This window comes from Ideonella alba (assembly GCF_018069845.1).
Classification (GTDB): domain Bacteria; phylum Pseudomonadota; class Gammaproteobacteria; order Burkholderiales; family Burkholderiaceae_C; genus Ideonella; species Ideonella alba.
The window spans coordinates 59515-79820 of record NZ_JAGQDD010000009.1 but is presented as its reverse complement, the minus strand read 5'-3'; the positions used below and the strand labels follow the sequence as shown (position 1 = coordinate 79820).

The window sequence follows — 20306 nt, the reverse complement described above, 5'->3', positions numbered from 1 at the left end:
TCGGCCCGGCCTCAGAGACCCTGCGCGGCGCGGATCTGTTCCAGCACGTCCTTGGCGCTGGCGGGGATCGGCGTGCCGGGGCCGTAGACGCCCTTGACGCCCGCATCGAACAGGAAACCATAGTCCTGCGCCGGGATCACGCCGCCGACGAAGACGATGATGTCGTCGGCGCCCTGCTTCTTCAGCTCGGCAATGATGGCCGGCACCAGGGTCTTGTGACCGGCGGCCAGCGTGGACACGCCCACCGCATGCACGTCGTTTTCGATCGCCTGGCGGGCGCACTCTTCGGGGGTCTGGAACAGCGGACCCATGTCGACATCGAAGCCCAGGTCGGCGAAGGCCGTGGCCACCACCTTGGCGCCGCGGTCATGGCCGTCCTGGCCAAGCTTGGCGATCATCACGCGCGGGCGGCGGCCCGCCTGCTCGGCGAAGGCGTTGATCTCGTCCTTCAGCTTGTCCCAGCCCTCGGCCGAGTCATAGGCAGCAGCGTACACACCGGTCACCTTCTGGATGTCCGCGCGGTGGCGGCCGTAGACCTTCTCCAGCGCATCGCTGACCTCGCCCACCGTGGCACGCAGGCGGATCGCCTGGATGGCCAGGTCCAGCAGATTGCCCTGGCCCGATTGTGCGGCGGCCGTCAGCGCCTCCAGCGCGGCCTGCACCTTGGCGCCGTCGCGGGTGGCCTTGATCTGCTGCAGGCGGGCGATCTGCGCCTCGCGCACGCGGACGTTGTCGACCTCGAGGATGTCGATCGGGTCTTCCTTGGCCAGCTTGTACTTGTTGACGCCGACGATCACGTCCTTGCCCGAGTCGATGCGGGCCTGCTTCTCGGCGGCGCTGGCCTCGATCTTCAGCTTGGCCCAGCCCGAATCCACCGCCTTGGTCATGCCGCCCATGGCCTCGACCTCCTCGATGATGGACCAGGCCTTGTCGGCCATCTGCTGGGTCAGCGACTCCATCAGGTAGCTGCCGGCCCAGGGGTCGACCACGTTGGTGATGTGGGTCTCTTCCTGGATGATCAGCTGCGTGTTGCGGGCGATGCGGGCCGAGAACTCGGTGGGCAGCGCGATGGCTTCGTCGAAGCTGTTGGTGTGCAGACTCTGGGTGCCGCCGAAGACCGCGGCCATCGCCTCGATCGTGGTGCGCACCACGTTGTTGTACGGGTCCTGCTCGGTCAGGCTCCAGCCGCTGGTCTGGCTGTGCGTGCGCAACATCAGGCTCTTCGGGTTCTTCGCGTTGAAGCCCTTCATGATGCGCGCCCACAGCAGACGGGCCGCACGCATCTTGGCGATCTCCAGGTAGAAGTTCATGCCCACCGCCCAGAAGAAGCTCAGGCGGCCGGCGAAGTCATCCACGTCCAGGCCCTTGGCCAGCGCGGTCTTCACGTACTCCTTGCCATCGGCCAGCGTGAAGGCCATCTCCAGCGCCTGGTTGGCGCCGGCTTCCTGCATGTGGTAGCCCGAGATGCTGATCGAGTTGAACTTCGGCATGTTCTTCGCCGTGTACTCGATGATGTCGCCGATGATCCGCATGCTCGGCTCGGGCGGGTAGATGTAGGTGTTGCGGACCATGAACTCCTTGAGGATGTCGTTCTGGATGGTCCCGCTGAGCTTGTCCTGCGACACGCCCTGCTCTTCCGCTGCCACCACGTAGCCGGCCAGCACCGGCAGCACGGCGCCGTTCATGGTCATGGACACGCTGACCTTGTCGAGCGGGATGCCGTCGAACAGGATCTTCATGTCCTCGACGCTGTCGATCGCCACGCCGGCCTTGCCGACGTCCCCGGTGACGCGCGGGTGGTCGCTGTCGTAGCCGCGGTGGGTGGCCAGGTCGAAGGCCACCGACACGCCCTGCCCGCCCGCGGCCAGCGCCTTGCGGTAGAAGGCGTTGGACTCCTCGGCAGTGGAGAAGCCGGCGTACTGGCGGATCGTCCACGGCCGCACCGCGTACATCGTGGCCTGCGGGCCGCGGATGAAGGGCTCGAAGCCGGGCAGCGTGTTGGTGTGGGGCAGCCCGGCCACATCCTCGGCGGTGTAGAGCGGCTTGACGACCAGGCCTTCCGGCGTGTGCCAGTTCAGCTTGTCGAGGTCACCGCCGGCCGACTTGGCGGCCGCTTTGGCCCATTGCTCGAGGCTGGCGGGATTGAATTCGTGGGCGTTCGACATCACAGGGCTCCAGGGCTCAGACACGGCGCGGCCCGAGGGATGACCCCCACCCGGACCCCGCTTGCTTCACATCATACATGATGCATAATTATGAATACAAACTTGAACGCTTCCTGACGCACCCGTCCCAGCCCACCACCGCCGTGCCCACCGACGCCGACACCCTGTTCGCCCCGCGCGCCCTGTACCAGCAGGTCGCCGAGAAGCTGCGCGAGCAGATCTTCGCGCGCCAGCTGGAGCCCGGCAGCTGGATCGACGAGCAGAAGCTGGCCGCCGACTACGGCATCAGCCGCACGCCGCTGCGCGAGGCGCTGAAGGTGCTGGCGGTCGAGGGCCTGGTGACGATGAAGGTGCGCCGCGGCGCCTACGTCACCGAGATGTCCACCGACGACGTGCGCCAGGTCTACCGCCTGCTGGGCCTGCTGGAAAGCGACGCCGCTGCCGAGGTGGCCGAGCACGCCACCGAGGCGCACATTGCCGAGCTGCGCGCGCTGCACGAGGCGCTGGAGTCGCAGGTCAGCCAGCGCGACGCCTTCTTCGACACCAACGAACTGTTCCACCACCGCCTGCTGCAGATCGCCGGCAACCGCTGGCGCCAGCAGATCGTGGGCGACCTGCGCAAGGTGATGAAGCTCAACCGCCACCACTCGCTGTTCAAGAGCGGCCGCCTGGCCGAGTCGCTGGCCGAGCACCGCGCGGTGATGGCCGCGCTGGAGGCCCGCAACGGCACCGAGGCCGCACGGCTGATGCGCGCCCATTTCGACAACGGGCTGGCCGCCGCCACCGTCTGAGCCCGGCGCGGGGCGCCGATAATCCGCGCCCGATGAGCCTGGACGACCCCCTGCTGACCGCCACCGGCGATGGCCGCGCGCTGGCGGCTGCGCTGACCGAGGCCCGCGGCCACTGGCTGCCGCTGGTCGCACCGCTGCGTGCCCTGCTGGGCGAGGCGATGGACCTGCGCTACCTGCCCGAGCTGACACCGCCCCGCTGGCAGATCGCGCACGGGGCCTGGCTGGAGGACTGGTGGGTGGGGCGCAACCCGCAGCGCCGCCAGGGCCTGGCCGCCAGCGCCGGCGCGCCGCGCGGCCGTGCGGCCACGGCCCGCGAAGATGCCGCGCTGGACCCGCGCCGGGTCAGCCACGCCGGCCGCTGGCATGCCGAGGTGCCCACGCTGGCACGCGCGCTGGCGGTGTCGCAGCAGTGCCGCCAGCGCAGCCTGGCACTGCTGGCCACCGAGTCCCGCGGGGCACCCTCTGCGGCGCTGGCGTCCTGGCGCCTGCTGCTGTGGCACGAGGACCATGAACGCGCCACCTGGCTGGGCCTGGCCCAGGCGCTGGGAGCCTGGCCCGACAGCGCGCTGCCCGAGATGCCCACCCTGCGCAGCGACGACACACCGCGCACCCTGCCCGCCGGCACCCACCGGCTGGGCGCCCCCGACGGCGCCTGGCTGGCCCCGGACGAGTTCGCCGCGCGCGAGCTGACGCTGCCGGCCTGCACGATCGACCCCCAGCCGGTCAGCTGGGCCCGCTACCTGCCCTTCATCGAGGCCGGCGGCTATGACGACCCGCAGTGGTGGAGCCCGGAGGGCTGGGCCTGGCGACAGCGCCACAGTGCCGGCCGCCCGCGCCACCTGGGCCGCGACGAGGACGATGGCGGATGGCGCCTGGCCCGCTTCGGCCGCTGGCTGCCGTTGGATCCGGCCACGCCGGCGATGCACCTGAGCCGCCATGAGGCCCAGGCCTGGTGCCGCTGGGCGGGACGCCGCCTGCCAACCGCCGACGAATGGGAGGCGGCGGCGCGCGCCGGCCTGCTGTCCTGGGGACAGGTGCTCGAATGGACGGCCGATACGCTGCCCGGCGACCAGCCGGTGGCCGACTGGGCCGCCAGCAGCGCCCATGCGCGCGCGGGACGCGCGGGCGACGCGCTGCTGTGCGGTGCCAGCTTCGCCGAACCGCCCCGGCTGCACCGGCCCTGGCGGCGCCTACCGGCGGCGCCGCAGGACGGCAGCGGCTTCTGCGGATTCCGCAGCGCCCTCAGTTGACGATCACCGACTGCGTGGACCGCTCGACATAGCCCAGCTCCACCACCCGGGCGTTGTCGGGGCAGCCGGCCGAGGAATTGCAGGCCGTGGCGGTCAAGGTGTAGCTGGTCACCGTGCGCGCGGTGCCGGGCGCGCTCTCGCCCTCGTTGTAGGCGGTGGCCTGGCAGGCCACGGTGACCCACAGGCCGGTGTCGGCGCTCAGGTCCAGCGTCTGGCTGGCGGCGTTGCAGCTGCCCCAGCTGCCCTTGAGCACCTGCCAGGCGCCCCACTCCAGGCCGGCGGCTGCGGCGGCCGTCGCCCGGCTGGCCGACAGGCCCTGCGCCAGGCTGCCCTGCTGGGACACGCCGATGCGCACCACCGCCGCCGCCAGCGCCGCCATCAGCACCAGCACCACGAGCGCGGCGATCGCGCCGAAGCCGCGCGGGCGACGGCGACTGCGGCGGTCACGGCATGTTCGGGCGTTCGTGCTCATGGGATGTTCGACACGTGGGCGCCCATGCTCAGGTGGGCGGTCTCGCCGGCGCGGGCGATCTCGATCTCCATCCAGACAAAGCCGCTCTGCTGGGTGGCGCCCTGGTTGGGGTCGTAGACAAAGTTGCAGCTCTTCACCTTGGACGCCAGCACCGTCCCGCTGCTCGGGCAACTGCTGGGGTACGCCGCGTTGAATCCATAGGCCTCGTTGAGCAGCAGCGTGCCCTTGCCGTCGCCCGCGGCGTCGAGGGTGCCGTCGGCGCCGGTGCAGCTGAAGAACACCGCCTGCCGGCTGGCCGGCACGATGAAGAAGCGGCCGCCGTCGTAGCCCGGCGACACCTGCTGCGCCGCCATCGTGATGCGCTGCTTGCCCTGGCTGGCCGACGGCGTGCTGAGGCCCGTGATCAGCGACCGGTTCAGGCCGTCGTAGACATCGTTGCCATTCTGGTTGTTGATCACCACGTAATCACCGACCGCGGCCACCGACGAGCCCCAGCCCAGTACATCGAACACCGTGGTGGCGGCGCTGGTATCCACCCAGGCCGCGCAACTGGCGCCCGGCGTGCAGCCCGGCGCCGAGTCGTTGACGGTGTCGGGCCCGGCACGGTAGCGGCCGCCCGCCTTGGTGGGCACCAGCTCGAAGCACTGGTTGCCGACCATGCGGATCGAGTTGGGCAACGCCCGGCGCACGTCGCGCACGATCGTCGTCAGCGCGCCGTCGGCGCGGTGCAGCAGCTCGCCGCGCTGGCGGCTGGCCACGTAGTTGTCCACCGCAGGTCGCAGGAAGATCACCAGCGCCGCCGCCAGCACGCCGCCGATGGCGATCACCAGCACCAGCTCCACCAGCGTGAAGCCGCGTGCGCGGGTCTCTCGGGAGCGGCTCATGAGGCGTAATCCGTGCGCCAGCCCACCAGGCTCAGCGACTGGCCCGAGCGGCTGACCGTGACCGTGATCTTCAGCGCGGTCGCCCCGGCGAGCGTGGTGGGCAGCACGCTGACGGCGACCGAGTAGCCGCTGAGCGCGGTGATCGGCGTGCCATCGATGCTGCAGATCGCGCCATTGCTGGCATAGCCGTTGTAGTCGGCCACATCGTTGTAGGTGTTGCGGGCGCAGGCCGCCGGGGCGGTGTTGGCCGTCGCGGCATAGGGCTTGAGGGCGATCTCCTCGAGCATCTCCACCGCGATCACCTCCATCTGGCGCTGCACCAGCGGATCGGCCGAGCCGCGGCCCACGGTGGAGAAGGCCAGCATCAGCCCGGCCACGCCCAGCCCGAGCACGACGATCGCGATGACCAGCTCGACCAGCGTCAGGCCGCGCTGGCGCTTACTCGACGACACCATTGACGCCCCGCATGGTGATGGCCGACGACCCGGAGGGCGTCAGCGTGAAGGTGGTGCTGGCACCGCCGGCGGTGGCCGACACGCCGCCCCAGGCCTGGATGTACAGCGTGGTCGACGGCGAGGCCGACAGCGTCACGCCGGCGGGCGGCACGGCCCAGTTGCTGGAGCCATCAGGCGCGCCGATCGTCGCGCTGCAGCTGGTGTCCGACTTGGCCACCGCAATGCGAACCGTCATGGTCCCGCCGCTCAGGTCCACGCAGACCAGCCGGCGGTGGCTGATCGCGGTCGACTGGGCCAGCCGCAATCCGGCCACCAGGCTGTCGCGGTAGGCCTCGGTGCGCGCGCCGGTCAGGCCCTGGAAGCTGGGCACGGCCACCGCCGCCAGCACGCCGACCAGCACCAGCACGACGATCAGCTCCACCAGCGTGAACCCCCGAGCGCGGCGCATCAGAACAGCTCCCGGATCTGCATCAGCTTGCGCGACTCGGGCGCGTACACGCCGAAGGTGGCGCGCGCCGACGGGTCGCGGTCCCAGGTGGCGGCACACGAGCCATTGCGCGAGCGCAACCAGGGCAGGCCGGCGCCGGCGGCGCTGCTGTGGCTGGCCAGGCAACTCTGATCGGCCGCCGTGCCGCTGCCCAGGTGGACCGCCACGTCGACGGTGCCGGTGCCTGACGGGCTGGGCGGCGCCAGCGTGATCGCGCCCTGCCCGGCGCTCAGGCTGACCGCGCTGACCGCGCTGGTCCAGCTGGCCGCGCTGCCGTTGTGGTTGACGACACGCGGACGCACCACCGCGCTGGTGGGGATGCTGGTGCAGCTGTCGTCGCTGTTGAGCACCCAGCTCATGCCGCTCCAGGCCTGCACCTGCAGCGGCAGCTGCAGGCTGGACTTGTCGGTGCCGAAGGCATTCGACACCACCAGGCGGCCACTGCGCAGCATCATCGAGCCCTCGGTGTAGCCCTGCGAGCTGACGGCGTTGGCATCGACGCCGCGCACCGTGATCGTCTGCTCGGGCGTGAGCTTGCTGGTGAAGCTGAAGACCGGCGCGGTCCCGCTGCCCACCCCGGCGGTGAAGGCGCTGGCCGCCAGGCTGCCCGCCAGGCTGCCGGTGCTGTTGCCGCTGGCGTCGACAAAGCTGATCGCCTGCGCCTGGTTGGGGCTGGTGGCCGCGCTGCCGTCGTAGTTGAGGGTGACCCCGTTGACCGCGTTGCGCGCGGTCACCGTGACCCCGAAGGGCTGGCCGGCATAGCTGAAGCTGCCGCAGGCGGCGCTGGTCTGCAGGTCCAGGTGGTGGGGAATGACCGCAATGCTGCCCGGGTCGGTGGTCTGGCTGCCGGACTGCACGGCGTAGTAGCAGTCCTTCTCGAAGCCATAGTCGGGGTCCTGTCCGAAGGTGGTGTTGTCACAACTCAGGCTGCCGCTGATGCCATGCAGGTGCAGCATCTTGCCGCGCGAGATGTAGCGCACGGTGGCGACGATGCCGCTGGGCAGCGTGCAGGTGCTGCGCTCATGGGCGCAGTAGGTCCAGGCGCCGGTGGTGCCGGCCACCGAGATGCCGCTGCCCAGGTAGTTGCCGCTGGCCAGGCGGGCCGTGGCCTCGAGCCGCCCCACCTCGCTCCAGGCATTGCCGCTGAAGGTGACGCTGGCGGCACTGACACTGCCGGCGCTGCCCACGGTGAAGCTGCCATCCACCGCGCCACTGCCACCGGGTTTGGCGCGGTAGAAGCTGAGCGCGGGCTTCAAGGGCGTGGTCTCCAGACCGTAGTTGGGCGTGGCGCTGCCCAGGCTGTTGACGGCGGTGACCGTCAACGCAAACGGATCACCTGCCTTCACCGTCGATGGCAGGCCGCTGAAGGTGTAGCCATACGGGGCGGCGACGAAGCTGTCGCTGCCAGTGAGATTCAGCCCGGCGTCGGCACCGCTGCCGGTGTAGCTGGCGCTCAGCGCCACCTGGCCGGCATCGCGGTACTGCACGCTGATGCTGGCCACGCCGCTGGTGTTGAAGCTCAGGCTGAAGGCCTTGCCGGCGGCATCGCAGGCGGCGCTGGCGTTGCCGGCGGCGTTGGTGGCCGTGCCGTTGACCAGCGCCGGCAGGGTGCCGGTCGTGGGGTTGAGGTAGCTGCACTTGAGCGTCACGCTCTTGGTGCCGCTGAACGCCGCGCCGCAGCTGCCGCCGGTGTTCTTGACCGCGGTGATCGACACCGTCTGGCTCTCGCCCGAGCGGTGCGACGGCACGTCGAACAGGAAGCCGCTGCTGGCCGGCGTGAAGCTGCAGCTGTTGGTGGACGAGGCAGCCACACCCAGCCCGCAGAACACCGGCTTGGCGTTGCCCGGCGTGACCGACAGGCCGGTCAGGCCGACCGTGGCGGTGGTGGTGGAGGTCACCTGGGCCTGGATGGTGGTGGTCGACGAGCCGGCGGCAATGCTCCAGGCCGCGCCGCTGGGGTAGGTCACGGTGACCCCGGTGCCGGTGATCGCCAGGTTGCCGCTGAGACCGCCGACGTAGTAGCCGCTGCAGGCCGCGTCGGCACAGGCGCGGATCGTGTAGGTCGTGGGCTGGCAGGTGACGCTGCTGGTGGCGTCGGTGGTCACCTCGATGTGGTCAAGCTGCCGGCGGGTGACGCTGAAGTAGCCGGTGCCGCCCAGCGCACTGAGCTGCGCGGCCGACAAGGTGGCCGCGCGGCCGGACACCGAGGTGCTGACGCCCACCCCCGTGCCCGGGCAGTTGGCCGCCGCCATCACCACCGAAGCCACGTTGGTGCTGAGGTTGGCGTCGCTGGCGGCATTGAGCTGCAGATCGCTCAGCGTGCCGGTCAGGAAGCTGGCGGGGATCAGCGTGTCGGGGATGCACACCGTCAGCTGCGTCGGCACGGTGCCGGTGGTCTGCACGCGCCACAGGCGGCCGCTGCGCGCGCGACCGGCCAGCGTGCCGCTGCTGATCGACACCGTGCTTTCCACCGTGCCGTTGTTGTCGCCCGCCAGCACGAAGGAGCGGTCGGCCGAGAAGGCGGTACCGGTGGTCGGGGCGATCGTCGAGGCGGTGGACGGCACCGTGGCCGAGGTGGTGATGGTGATCTGGTCGCCGCTGTTGACCGAGCGCGAGATCCGCTGGTCCAGCTTGGACAGATCGTCACGCCCGACACCCACCACGTTGTAGTGCAGGCCGGTGCCCGCCGCCCAGATCGTGCTGCCGCCACTGTGGACGTAGGCGTTGGCACTGGCGCCATTGCTGCCCAGGGTGATGCCGTACTTCACCGCCAGGTAGCTTTCCAGCTGCACCGCCAGCGCCGGCGTCATCGTGTTGCCAAGGAACATCATGCCCTCGGCCAGGTAGCCCTGGAAGTTGCCGTCCCAGCCCGGCCACCCCACGCGGAAGTTGCCATTGTTGCCAGTGAAACTGATCTGGGCGTTGGCGGTGCCGTCGCCCGCGACGACGGCCGCGGCACCGTTCTGCCGGATGCCCTGCTTGCCGGCACCGGGCGCACCGGTGGTCGTGGTGTCCACCGAGAACAGGTAGATCGATGGCCCGTTCACCAGATTCGGTGGCGTGTAGAACTCCCGGTTGGTGGTGCAGCAGTTGCCCGCATCCCAGTAGATGTGCGGGTTCCACGGGAAATGCACCGACAGACGGCCATCGACGTAGCCCGACGGCGTGACGGTGTCCTCGTAGAACAGCCAGTTGTTCTGGGTGCTCGACACCGGGTAGCCCACGGCCACGTAGTGCGCGCGCGTCCAGGTGGATGTGCCCAGGAAACTGGGCCCGGTGAAGTACTGCGCCCCGGCCGCGGTGGCGGTGGTGCTGGTGAACTCCACCGTCGGGTTGAAGTTGATGTTGCGCGCGTTGGTGTTGCGAAACACCGGCGCCGTCGTGCTGCCCGTGAGGTTGCGGCTGTAGCTGGCGTGGTTGGTCCAGGTGCTGATACCCGCGCCATCGGCCAGGCCGATCGAGCCGGCGCGCCCCCACCAGACATGGCCGCTGACGCCGCCCGGCGATGTCCCCTCGGCCGCGCTGAAGCGGATCGCGGTGGACGAGGACGCCTTGGCCGGCGTGTTCAGGCTCCACTGGGTGTAGTCGCTGCCGCTGAGCTGCAGGCCGATCGTCGCGCTGGAGCCGGTATCGCCCATGCTCTGGTAGCGGAACTCGACGTCGCCGTACTCGTACAGCACGGCCTGGAAACTCAGCCGGACCGCGGTGTTGCTGAACAGCGCGACGCTGTTCCAGCTGATCACGAAACGGCGGTTGGGCGCCGAACCGAGCGTGCCGTACACCACCGAGGCGCCACTGACGTCGGTGCGCAGGTCGTCCCAGTAGGGCAGCAGCAGCGGCGCGGTGCCGGTGGGCAGCGCGGTATTGTTGTAAGCGGTGTTGGCGCCGCTGAAGGCCACCAGACCGTTGGACGAGATGTAGACGGTCGACACCGTCACCCCGCCCACCGTGACACTGAAGGGCAGGCTGATCGCCCCGGAAGACACGTCGTCGCCGATGACGCCGGCGCTGGTGGACACCGTGTCCCAGCTGTAGGTCACGCTGCTGGCGGTGAACGTGGCTGCGCTGACCTTTGCGCCCGCCAGGAGCAGGCAGGCCAGCAGCCCATGCAGCAGCAGTCGCACGATCTTCGACATGCGTCGATTCTGCGAAGCGCCACCGCCGCCGAAGCGCCGATAAGACGCCCAAAGGCCAGGCTGAACCGGCCCCGCGCGACACGCAGGACCGGCTCAGCCTGGCCAGGGGCCCAGGACGCCGGGATCGACCCGGCCACCGCCTCGCGTCTGCCCCCTGAAGGGCGGATCAGTTGCCGGCGGCGATGCCCTTGAAGCTGGCGCTGCTGTTGCTGACCGTCACCGTGCAGTTCGCCGTGGTGCCGTTGGTGGTGCCCGGCTCGGACCCCGAGGCGGCCACGCTGTAGCCCGAGGGCAGACCGCCCTGCAGCAGGCCGGAGACATCGGAACACTCGTCGACCTTGGCGCACTTGCCTGCTGTGACCGTGTTGTTGGTCAGCATGCAGCCGGCATAGTTGTTGTTCATGGCCGCGGCGGCCGCACCGGCCACGCCCGCGGCAGAGCCGCCGTAGGCGTCGTCACGCAGGTCCATGAACTTGGGCAGGGCGGCGGCCGCCAGGATACCCAGGATGACGATCACGACGATCAGCTCGATCAGCGTGAAGCCGCGTTGCAGGTGGGATTTCATCGCATGCTCCTTGCGCAGGCAGGGCGGTGGAACTCAGTTGCCGGCGGCGACGCCCTTGAAGCTCGCCAGCGCTCCGGCCTGGTAGCCGGTGTAGAACACATTGCAGTCGCCCGTGGCGCCGTTGGTGGTGCCCAGGTCGGTGCCCGACGCCGCCACGCTGTAGCCGCTGGGCAGGCCGGCCTGCAGCAGGCTGGCCACGTCGCTGCACTGGTCCACCTTGACGCACTTGTTGGCGGTCACGGTGTTGTTGGTCAGCATGCAGCCGCTGTAGTTCAGGTTCATCGCGGCGGCACCAGCGCCGGCCACGCCTTGCGCGGCCGAGGCGTAGGCATCGCCACGCAGGTCCATGAACTTGGGCAGCGCCGTGGCGGCCAGGATGCCCAGGATGACGATCACGACGATCAGCTCGATCAGCGTGAAGCCTTTGGTGGTGGATCTCATCGGAAGCTCCTTCGAGGCGAGGGGGTGGGTCAGGAACAGGTGGACTGCAGGACGGTGATTTCCGGCCGCTGCCCCACGCCGGCGGGGGCGAGGTAGACCAGCTCGCACGTCCCGTTGTCGGCATGTCGCAGCGAGACCTTGAGCCCGGCCTGTCCATGCTGCCGGGTGGTTTCGACACGGAATTGATCAGCAGCAGGCTCGCCAGGCACCAGACCGACCAGGCGGCCGATGCCGTCCAGCCCGGCCTGCGGGTAGCCCAGCTCACCGCGCACCAGCCACAGGCCGACGCGCACTTCATGGCAGTCCTCGCGCAGATCGCGGGTCTGCGCCGCCAGACACTGCCAGTGGAACTGGTCGACCGCCTGGATCATCAGCAGCGCCATGTTGTCGAGGGTGGCGGTGCGGGCGTAGCGCTGGGCATCGCGGTAGCGCGGCAGCGCCACGGCCAGCAGCGAGGCGGTGATCACGATGACCACGGCCAGCTCCAGCAGGCTGAAGCCTGGCGCGCGGTGGATGCGGCGCAGCGACTTCATTTCTTGAAGGCCGCGCGGCCCAGGTCCCAGACCGGCAGGAAGACACCCAGCGCCAGGATCAGCACCAGGATGCCCAGGAAGACGATCAGGATCGGCTCGATCTGCTGCGACAGGGTCTTCAGTTCGTACTCGACGTCGCGCGCATACAGATCGGCCACCTCGTCCATCAGCTCGTCGACCGCACCGGTCTCCTCACCCACCGCGATCATCTGCAGCACCACCGGCGTGAAGATGCCGGCCAGTGCCGCAGCGCGCAGGATGGTCTCGCCGCGCTCGACGCTGTCGCGGATGCCTTCGACCCGCTGGCCGATCCAGCGGTTGTCCACGGTCTGTGACACCACCGCCAGCGCCTGCGCCACCGGCACGCCCGAGCGCAGCGACAGCGCGAAGCTGCGCGCGAAGCGCGACAGCGTGGCCTTGTGGACGATCTTGCCGGCCACCGGCAGCCGCAGCTTCAGGCGGTCCCAGGTCAGCCGTCCGGCGGCCGTGCCGGCCCAGCGCCGGAAGGCCACGAAGCCGGCCACCGCACCCAGCGCCAGCAGCCAGCCGAACTGCACGGTGAAGGCCGATGTCGCCATCAGCACGCGGGTCATCCACGGCAGCTCGGCGCCGAAGTTGCGGAACACCTGGTCGAAGGCCGGGATGACGAAGAGGTTGATCACCGCCACCGCCACCACCATCGCCGCCACCACGAAGCTGGGGTAGCGCAGCGCCGAGCGCACCTGCTGGCGCATGAACTGCTCGAACTCCAGGTGCTTGAACAGGCGCAGGAAGACTTCGTCCAGCCGACCGGTGGCCTCGCCCACCCGCACCATGGCGATGTAGAAGGCATCGAAGACCGCCGGGTGCGCGGCCAGGGCCTGCGACAACTCACGGCCCGATTCCAGCGTCTGGCGCACCGCGGCCAGGGTGGACCGCATCGCCGGGTTGGCGGCCGATTCGATCAAGCCCCCCAGCGCACGCAGGATGGGCACGCCGGCACGCAGCAGGGTGTTGAGCTGGCGCGAGAACAGCAACAGGTCCACCGTGGCCACACGCGGCGCGCGCCAGGCGGGCAGGCGCAGCGTGAGCGAGGGCGTCGGCCCGGCCGGCACGGTGCCGGCCTGGATGCGCAGCGGCGTGATGCCGCGTGCCTGCAGCAGCTCCGCCACCGCACCCGCGGTGGGCGCCTCCAGCGTGCCGGAGACCGCACCGCTGGGGCCGTGGCCGGTGTAGGCGAATTCGGCCATCTCAGCCTTCGTCCACCTGGTTGGTCGCGCGCATCGCCTCTTCCAGCGTGCTGCGGCCCTCGATGGCCAGGCGCACCGCATCGCGGCGCAGCGTGTGGCCGGCCATCTGGCGCCGCGCGGCCTGCGTGAAGGCCTGGGCCTCACCGTGGTTCAGCGCCTCGACCAGGTCCTGGCTCATCTCGACGAACTCGTAGATGCCGGTGCGGCCGCTGTAGCCGGTGTGGTTGCACAGCGCGCAGCCGCGGCCGCGCCAGAAGGGCGTGTCGGCGGCGCGGTCGCCCAGCTCAGTTTCCAGGAACTGGCGCTCGGCCGGCGAGGGTTCGGCCGGCGCCTTGCAGGCCGGGCAGATCACCCGCACCAGGCGTTGCGCCAGCACCATCTGCAGCGACAACGCCACCATGTAGCGCGGCACGCCCATGTCCAGCAGGCGCACCGGCGTGGACAGCGCGTCGTTGGTGTGCAGCGTGGACAGCACCAGGTGGCCGGTGATGGCGGCGCGCATGCCGATCTCGGCGGTCTCCTGGTCGCGCATCTCGCCGATCAGCACCACGTCCGGGTCCTGGCGCAGCGCGGCGCGCAGCACGCGCTCGAAGCTGAGGTCGATCTTCTCCTGCACCTGCACCTGGTTCAGGCCCGGCAGGCGGTACTCCACCGGGTCTTCGGCGGTGAGGATCTTGCGGTCGGTGCTGTTGAGCTGGTTGAGCGCGGCGTACAGCGTGGTGGTCTTGCCCGAGCCGGTGGGCCCGGTGACCAGCACCATGCCGCTGGGCCGGGCGATCGCACGGCGCAGCGCGGCCAGCACGCGCTCGGGCATGTGCAGGCGGTCCAGCTCCAGCAGGCCGGCGTTCTGGTTCAGCAGGCGCATGACCACCGATTCGCCATGCTGGGTGGGCAGTGTCGAGATGCGCACGTCCACCGTGCCGCCGGCCAGCTTGACGGCGAAGCGGCCGTCCTGCGGCAGACGCTTCTCGGAGATGTCCAGGCCGCTCATCAGCTTCAGGCGCAGGGCCACCGCGCCGGCGATCTTGGCGTCGGTCTCGGTCTGCACGCGCAGCAGGCCGTCGATGCGGAAGCGGATGCGCAGTTGCCGCTCCTGCGGCTCGATGTGGATGTCGGAGGCGCGCACGCGCAGCGCCTCCTCGAAGACGCTGGTCAGCAGGCGCACCACCGGCGCGTCCTCGGCGCCCAGGTTGCCCAGGCCCAGCACGTCGGCCAGGCGGGTGTCGGCGGCGCCGAGTTCGCTGGTCAGCTCGCGCGCCAGGCCGGCGATCTCGTCGCTGCGCTGGTAGCTGCGCTCGATCGCCGCCAGGAAGGCACCCTCGGTGACCACCGAGATCTCGATCGGGCGGCGCAGCAGCCGGCCCAGCTCATCGTAGGCGCCGATGTCGGTCGGGTCGGCCATGCCCACGCGCAGCGAGCCGCCCTCCTCGGCCAGCACCACCGCGCGCAGGCGGCGGGCCTGCACCTCGGGCAGCAGCTTGATCAGCTCGGGCCGCAGCGACTGCGGCTGCAGCTCGACGAAGGGCATGCCCAGCTGGCGGGCGATCAGGCGCGCCACCTGCTCCTCGGTGACCCAGCCGTTGTCGACGAAGGTGCGGCCCAGCTTGCGGCCGGTGCGGCGCTGCTCTTCCAGCGCACGCTCGAGCTGCTCGGGCGCGAGCAGGCCCTCCTTGATCAGGAGGTCACCCAGGCGGACGCGTTCGGGGCGGGCCATCGTGTTGCTCGTTGGCTCAGCGGGCCGGGGCCTCGAGCTGGATGACCTGGCGGGCGCGGGCGTCCTCGGCCGATTCGGGCCAGCGGCCGTCCTGGATCACCGTGGGTTTCATCAGGATCACCAGCTCGCGCTTGCGGCTCACCGCGTTCTTCTGGCTGAACAGCTTGCCGACCAGGGGCATGTCGCCCAGCACTGGCAGGCCCGACTTGTCCAGCGTCTGGCTCTGCGTCATCAGGCCGCCGATGGCGACGATCTGGCCGTCGGCCACGCGCACGATCGAGTCGGTCTCGTTGACCGCGCTGGTCGCCAGCGGCAGCTTGTAGCTGCCCAGCGAGCCCAGGTCGACGTTCTTCTGCCGCTCGCTGACCACGCTGATGCTGGGATGCACATGCAGCATCACGTTGCCGCGCTCGTCGATCTGCGGCGTCACGTCCAGCGCGATGCCCGAGAAGAAGGGCTGCAGCGTCACCGTCGGCGTGCTGCTGGAGCTGGTGGCGGTGCTGGTGCTGGTGCTGGCCACGCCGGTGACGTAGAGCTCGTCGGTGCCCACTTTGAGCACCGCCTTCTGGTTGTTCAGCGTGGCGATGCGCGGGCTGGACAGCACCTGCACGTCGCCCTGGGTCTGCAGGAAGTTCAGCATGGCCGCGAAGGTGCCGGCCTGGAAGGCGATGCCGTACATGCCGCCGCCCAACGCATTGGCCATCAGCGCGCTGCCCGGCGTGGCCAGGTTGCCGCTGCCGTCGACCAGGTCGCCGGTGTTGCCGATCGTGGCGCCCGGCTGCAGCATGCCCACGCTGAGCTTGCCCTTGCCGAGGAACTTGCCGAAGCTGCTCCAGTTGATGCCCTGCTGCGACTCCTGGCCCAGCACGACATCGACGATCTTGGCCTCGATCATCACCTGGCGCTCGATGTTGATCTGCACCGCGCCCAGGTACTGCTCGACCTGGCGCAGCTCGGCCGGCGAGGCGCGCACCACGACCACGCCCGCCGCCGGATTGAGCACCACGCGGCGATCGGCGGCGGTGCCGACCAGGGCATTGAGCGAGCTCTGCACCTCGCGCCAGAAATCGGCGTCGGAGGTGGTCCGCACATGGGCCGAATCCTCGGCGCGCCCCCCCACGGTGCCGCCGCTGGTGGTGCTGCCACCGGCGCCGGCCGCTGCGGCAGCGCTGCCGCCGGTGCCGGCCTGGGTGATCGAGCTGGACGACACCCGGATGTCCGAGGCGCCCTGGCGGCGGCCGGGCAGGTAGTTGATGCGGAACAGCCGCGTCTGCACGGTGTTCGAATAGACCGTGATGCGGTTGCCCTGGACCTTGAAGTCGTAGCCGTAGAGGTCGCGCAGTGCCGCCAGCGCCTCCATCAGCGTGGTGTCCTTGAGCGACAGCGACACGGTGCCGGTGACCTCGGGCGAGACCAGCATGTTGTAGCGGCTGCCCACGGCCAGCTGGGCAAACACGGCCGAGGCGGGGGCGTTGTTCATCGCCACGTCGAAACGTGGGCCGTCACCGGTCTCGGCCGCGGCGGCGGACAGGGGCGCCGGCAGCGGTGCGGCCGAGGCCAGCGTGGTCCAGGCCAGGCCGACGGCCAGCAGCAGGGGTCTGACGTTCATGGCGTCTCCTTGTTCAGGGCGACCACGCCCACCAGGTGCGGCCCGGTCAAGCGAAGCGCGGGGGGCGCGAGCGGTGCGCGCAGCGCGTGGGTCGTGGCAGGCGCCGAGGCCGGACGCGGCAGCGCCTGGGCCCAGGCCCGTGCCGGCTGGGGCCGCAGCGGGCGCACCGGCGCGCGGCGCAGGGCCGGGGCCGGCGCGGCGGCGACGGTGACCGGGGCCGGCCGCAGGGACACCGGTGGCGTCCACCAGGTCGATGCGGCATCGGTCGCCGCCGAGTGGCGGGTCCAGTGCGAGGGATCGCCCGCACCCGTCGAGGGCCGGGCGAGCACCACGCTGGGCGGCAGCGGGCCCCGCAGCGGTCCGCGCGCCCGCACGGCGGGGCGCGGCTCCACGCGGGCCAGGGTCGGCCACGCAAAGGGCAGACCGCGCCAGCTGGCGGCGGCGCGGGACGGCGCTACCACCGGGGGCTTCGGCGCCTGGGACGGGCCGGCGGCCACCTGCATCCGCGGCGCCTGACTGGGCAGACGCAGCACCGGTTCGGCGCGCGGCGGTGCGGCCGGGCGCAGCGGTGCCGGGGGCGGGGCCGACGGCCCAGGCGCCACCAGGTCGGCCCAGCTCAGGCGCGTGACCGGCGGCAGCGAGGGGGCCGGCGCCGGGGTCGGCGCCGGCACGGGGGTGTACTGCCACTGGGCGGTGCTCAGCGACGGCGTGGCGCGGCTGATCGGCGCCTGGTTCATGGCGCCGGCGGCGCTGGCGGCCTCACCGGCCACGGGGGCCGAGGGCAGCGGCACGGCGCGGCGCGCACGGGCCTTGGGATCGAGGTACTGCACGCCGACCAGGGTCCAGCGCTGCGGCCCGCCAGGGCCCTTGGCGAGCACGCCCTGGGCGTCGATCGAGACGATCTCGAAACCATTCCAGCGCTGGCCGGCGTGCAGCAGCTGGCCGTCGACCAGGGCGCTGGCCACGCCATCGCGCGGCATCTGCAGCGATTGCAGCTGCGGCTCGGTCGGCACCACCGCCGGGGCAGCCGCCGGCGCAGCGGCGCGGGCTGCGCCGGAGGGGGCCGCGGCGGGCTCGCTGCCCGGCAGGCCCGTCAGCGGCCGGGTCGGATCGGTCATGCCGGCGCAGGTCAGGCCCGGGACCAGGCCCAGGACCACCACCAGGGTGCCAGCGCGGGGGACGCAGGATCGACCGGTCATGTCAGATCTCCATCCAGTTCTTGTCCAGGCTCAGCGTGTACAGGCGCAGGGTCAGCGCAGCGCGCGGATGGCGTTCGACCACGAAGCTCATGCCGCCGGGCAGCAGGCGCTGCGGCAGCTGCTCCAGGCCCTGCACATAGCTCGCCAGATCCACGAAGCTGCCCTCCAGCACGATCTCCACGCCCTGCTTCCACAGACCGGGCAAGTCGCCGCCCGCGCCGGAGGCCGCCGGCGACGCCGCCAGCGCGGCCGCTGACAGCGACTTCACGCTGCGCACCCGCAGGCGGCCGGCGCAGGCCGAGCCGGCGCCACAGGCCTGCTGGCGCAGCAATTGCTGCAGCAGCGGCAGCATCTGCTGCGCACTCACCAGGCCATTCGGCCCGCCCAGCAGGCTTTGCTGGACGGCCGCGGCACGCTGGCGCGCCGCATCGATCTGTTGCTGCTGGGTCTCGGCCAGCTGGCGGATCTCGCGGGCCAGCGCCTGGGCCTCGGCATCCGCCGCCTGGCGCTGCACGGCCAGGCTGCGCTGCTCGGCGCTCTGACGCTGCCATTGCTGCAGCTGGCGACCCAGGAACAGGGTGTCGGCCAGCGCCCACAGCAGGGCCACACCGCAGGCGATCAGCGCCCAGCGTTCGCGCGGACTGCGCGCATCGAAACGGCGGGCCAGTTCGGGCCAGCGGTCCTGGACGTCCGCCAGGGCCTGACGCAGGGCATCGGTGCGCGACATCATCGGGCCTCCTTGGTTTCGGTGCCCGGCGGGCCACTGCGCACGACGAACTCGGTCAGCACGGCGCCCGCCTCGACCGCGCCGTCGCTGCCCACGGTGGTGACGTTCAGCTGCGCGAACTGGCGACCGCGGAACACCGGCTCGGCATTCAGGCGGGCGAGGTAGTCCGGCACGGCCGCGGCGTCCAGCGCCCGGCCGCGCAGTTCCAGCGATTGGCCATCGGGCGAGACGCTGAAACCGGTGATCCACAGCGCCCCATGGGCCTGGTTGGCCAGGGCCTCGAAGTAGGCGGAGTAGGCCGGTGCCGAGGCCGACTCGGCCGGCCCGCGCAGGCTGGCCTGGACCTTGGCAATCGCCTGCTCGATGGCCCGCACCCGCGACAGTTCGGCGTCCACCCCGCGGCGGCGCTGTTCCAGCTCGGATTTCAGCGCCTGGATCTGCGCCGCCTGGGTGCTGCGCAGCGCGTCGTCCTGGCTGGTGGGCAGGCCCCGCTGGGTCCAGGCCAGCCAGCTGCCCAGGCCCAGCAGCAGCACGGCGGTGGCGGCCCAGATCCACAGCGCACGGTCCAGGCCGACGCCCTGGCGCTGCGGGCGGAATGCTCCGCGGTAGAGGTTGATCTGCTGGCGGCTCATGTCGGGGCCTGCACCGCCTGGCGCAACGCGGCACCCAGGGCCACCAGGTGGGTTCCCAGGCGAGCCGGGTCGGCCAGCTCGGGTGCGTCGCTGACATCGACCAGCTCCTGCACCGGCATCAGGCTGACCGGCACATACAGCACCTGACCCAGCTCGTCGCACAGGGCCTGGGCGGCAGCGCCGGGCAACACCGCCAGACCCGCGACGTTGGCGTGGCTGAACTGGCGCTCGCACAGGTCCAGCGTGCGCTGCAGTTCCAGTGCCATGCGGTCGGTGGCCTGTTGGCGCAGGCCGGCGTCCTCATGCACCAGCAGGTCGCCGGCGACGTCGATGCGCCGCGCCAGCAACAGCTCGCCACGCAGCGTGACCACCAGCACCGCCTGCTGCGGACCGGCCCACAGCAGGGCGCGGGCACGCTCATGGTCGTCGCTCAGCGCGCACAGATTGCGCAGCGCGGTCTCGACGATGTCGATCGCCTCCAGCGGCAGCCGGGCCGTCTGGCAGTCCTCGGCGAGCGGCTGCAGGGTGGTGGCCGGCGCCGCCACAACCCAGGCGCTGCGCACCGGGGCCGCCGGGTCGGCGGGTGGCACGGCCAGCACATCGATCGCGGCATCCTCCACCGGGAAGTCGACCGCGTCCTTGATGCGCCAGCGCAGCGCATCGGGCCAGTCGGCGCGGGGCAGCTCGGGCGCGTCGGCGCCCAGCAGACGGTAGCCCGCCATCGGCAGCACCAGCACCACGGGAATGGCGCCCAGCTCGTGGCGACGACGCAGCGCCTGCCAAGGCCGCCAGCCCTGCGGCCGGGGGCCGCTGGCCACACGCACCACGCACGGACGCGCACCCGCCGGCTGGCGCACTTCGGCCAGGGCGTATTCGGCGTCGGTCAGCGCCAGACCGACCCAGTGGTCGGTGTCGCGGACGGCAGGCGTGGTCGGCACAGGGTATCCCCACTACTGAGATACCCCCATCTTCAAGCGCCCGGGCGCCGCCTTGTCGGCCGAAAAGCGACCGGAATCA

The 20306-nt window shown here is 71.0% G+C and carries 18 protein-coding genes; 2 read left to right on the top strand and 16 right to left on the bottom strand.

All coding sequences use genetic code 11. From position 1 onward, the window contains the following. Positions 1 to 11: 11 nt before the first annotated feature. Positions 12 to 2165 carry a methylmalonyl-CoA mutase gene (gene scpA, locus KAK03_RS13580; protein ID WP_210854500.1) on the bottom strand — a complete coding sequence of 718 codons (2154 nt, stop codon included), beginning with the start codon at positions 2163 to 2165 and terminating at the stop codon, positions 12 to 14. Positions 2166 to 2242: 77 nt separating this feature from the next. Between scpA and KAK03_RS13575 the strand changes: the two genes are divergently transcribed. Together KAK03_RS13575 and KAK03_RS13570 are read left to right on the top strand one after the other, a co-directional pair. Further along, entirely contained in the window at positions 2243 to 2956 is a 714-nt protein-coding gene (locus KAK03_RS13575; protein WP_247661148.1) for a GntR family transcriptional regulator, read from the top strand. A gap of 32 nt (positions 2957 to 2988) precedes the next feature. Continuing rightward, positions 2989 to 4206 carry an SUMF1/EgtB/PvdO family nonheme iron enzyme gene (locus KAK03_RS13570; RefSeq protein ID WP_210854499.1) on the top strand — a complete coding sequence of 406 codons (1218 nt, stop codon included), beginning with the start codon at positions 2989 to 2991 and terminating at the stop codon, positions 4204 to 4206. Here KAK03_RS13570 and KAK03_RS13565 read toward each other — a convergent pair. The 15 genes from KAK03_RS13565 to KAK03_RS13495 all read right to left on the bottom strand — a co-directional run bounded on the left by KAK03_RS13565 (position 4199) and on the right by KAK03_RS13495 (position 20227). Further along, on the bottom strand, positions 4199 to 4678 hold the full coding sequence (locus KAK03_RS13565) for an MSHA biogenesis protein MshP (RefSeq protein WP_210854498.1): 480 nt from the start codon (positions 4676 to 4678) through the stop codon (positions 4199 to 4201). The genes KAK03_RS13570 and KAK03_RS13565 overlap by 8 nt on opposite strands. After that, entirely contained in the window at positions 4675 to 5562 is an 888-nt protein-coding gene (locus KAK03_RS13560) for a type II secretion system protein (protein WP_210854497.1), read from the bottom strand. The genes KAK03_RS13565 and KAK03_RS13560 overlap by 4 nt, the downstream gene beginning before the upstream one ends. Next, entirely contained in the window at positions 5559 to 6017 is a 459-nt protein-coding gene (locus KAK03_RS13555; protein WP_210854496.1) for a type IV pilus modification PilV family protein, read from the bottom strand. The genes KAK03_RS13560 and KAK03_RS13555 overlap by 4 nt, the downstream gene beginning before the upstream one ends. After that, entirely contained in the window at positions 6001 to 6465 is a 465-nt protein-coding gene (locus tag KAK03_RS13550) for a GspH/FimT family pseudopilin (RefSeq protein ID WP_210854495.1), read from the bottom strand. Before KAK03_RS13550 ends, KAK03_RS13555 begins: the two co-directional genes overlap by 17 nt. Further along, positions 6465 to 10640: an NIDO-like domain-containing protein gene (locus tag KAK03_RS13545; RefSeq protein ID WP_210854494.1), complete on the bottom strand. Its 4176-nt coding sequence runs from the start codon at positions 10638 to 10640 to the stop codon at positions 6465 to 6467. Before KAK03_RS13545 ends, KAK03_RS13550 begins: the two co-directional genes overlap by 1 nt. Positions 10641 to 10806: 166 nt before the next feature. Further along, the gene (locus KAK03_RS25420; protein ID WP_210854493.1) at positions 10807 to 11205 is read right to left on the bottom strand and encodes a type II secretion system protein; all 399 of its coding nucleotides are present in this window, start codon (positions 11203 to 11205) and stop codon (positions 10807 to 10809) included. A gap of 33 nt (positions 11206 to 11238) precedes the next feature. Further along, positions 11239 to 11646, bottom strand: coding sequence for a type II secretion system protein (locus KAK03_RS25415; RefSeq protein WP_310738595.1), 408 nt, complete (start codon positions 11644 to 11646; stop codon positions 11239 to 11241). A gap of 29 nt (positions 11647 to 11675) precedes the next feature. Beyond that, the gene (locus tag KAK03_RS13530) at positions 11676 to 12179 is read right to left on the bottom strand and encodes a type II secretion system protein (RefSeq protein WP_210854492.1); all 504 of its coding nucleotides are present in this window, start codon (positions 12177 to 12179) and stop codon (positions 11676 to 11678) included. Next, positions 12176 to 13408: a type II secretion system F family protein gene (locus KAK03_RS13525; protein ID WP_210854491.1), complete on the bottom strand. Its 1233-nt coding sequence runs from the start codon at positions 13406 to 13408 to the stop codon at positions 12176 to 12178. Before KAK03_RS13525 ends, KAK03_RS13530 begins: the two co-directional genes overlap by 4 nt. A 1-nt stretch (position 13409) precedes the next feature. Beyond that, positions 13410 to 15122 (bottom strand): GspE/PulE family protein, encoded by a 1713-nt coding sequence (locus KAK03_RS13520; RefSeq protein ID WP_210854490.1) that lies wholly within the window; start codon positions 15120 to 15122, stop codon positions 13410 to 13412. Positions 15123 to 15138: 16 nt separating this feature from the next. Then, entirely contained in the window at positions 15139 to 16731 is a 1593-nt protein-coding gene (gene mshL / locus KAK03_RS13515; RefSeq protein WP_210854489.1) for a pilus (MSHA type) biogenesis protein MshL, read from the bottom strand. After that, the gene (locus KAK03_RS13510; RefSeq protein WP_210854488.1) at positions 16728 to 17930 is read right to left on the bottom strand and encodes a hypothetical protein; all 1203 of its coding nucleotides are present in this window, start codon (positions 17928 to 17930) and stop codon (positions 16728 to 16730) included. The genes mshL and KAK03_RS13510 overlap by 4 nt, the downstream gene beginning before the upstream one ends. 1 nt (position 17931) lies before the next feature. Further along, entirely contained in the window at positions 17932 to 18660 is a 729-nt protein-coding gene (locus tag KAK03_RS13505) for a type II secretion system protein M (protein ID WP_210854487.1), read from the bottom strand. Next, entirely contained in the window at positions 18657 to 19289 is a 633-nt protein-coding gene (locus tag KAK03_RS13500) for a PilN domain-containing protein (protein ID WP_210854486.1), read from the bottom strand. The genes KAK03_RS13505 and KAK03_RS13500 overlap by 4 nt, the downstream gene beginning before the upstream one ends. Further along, complete coding sequence (locus tag KAK03_RS13495) at positions 19286 to 20227, bottom strand: hypothetical protein (protein ID WP_210854485.1); 942 nt, start codon at positions 20225 to 20227, stop codon at positions 19286 to 19288. Before KAK03_RS13495 ends, KAK03_RS13500 begins: the two co-directional genes overlap by 4 nt. Positions 20228 to 20306 lie beyond the last annotated feature (79 nt).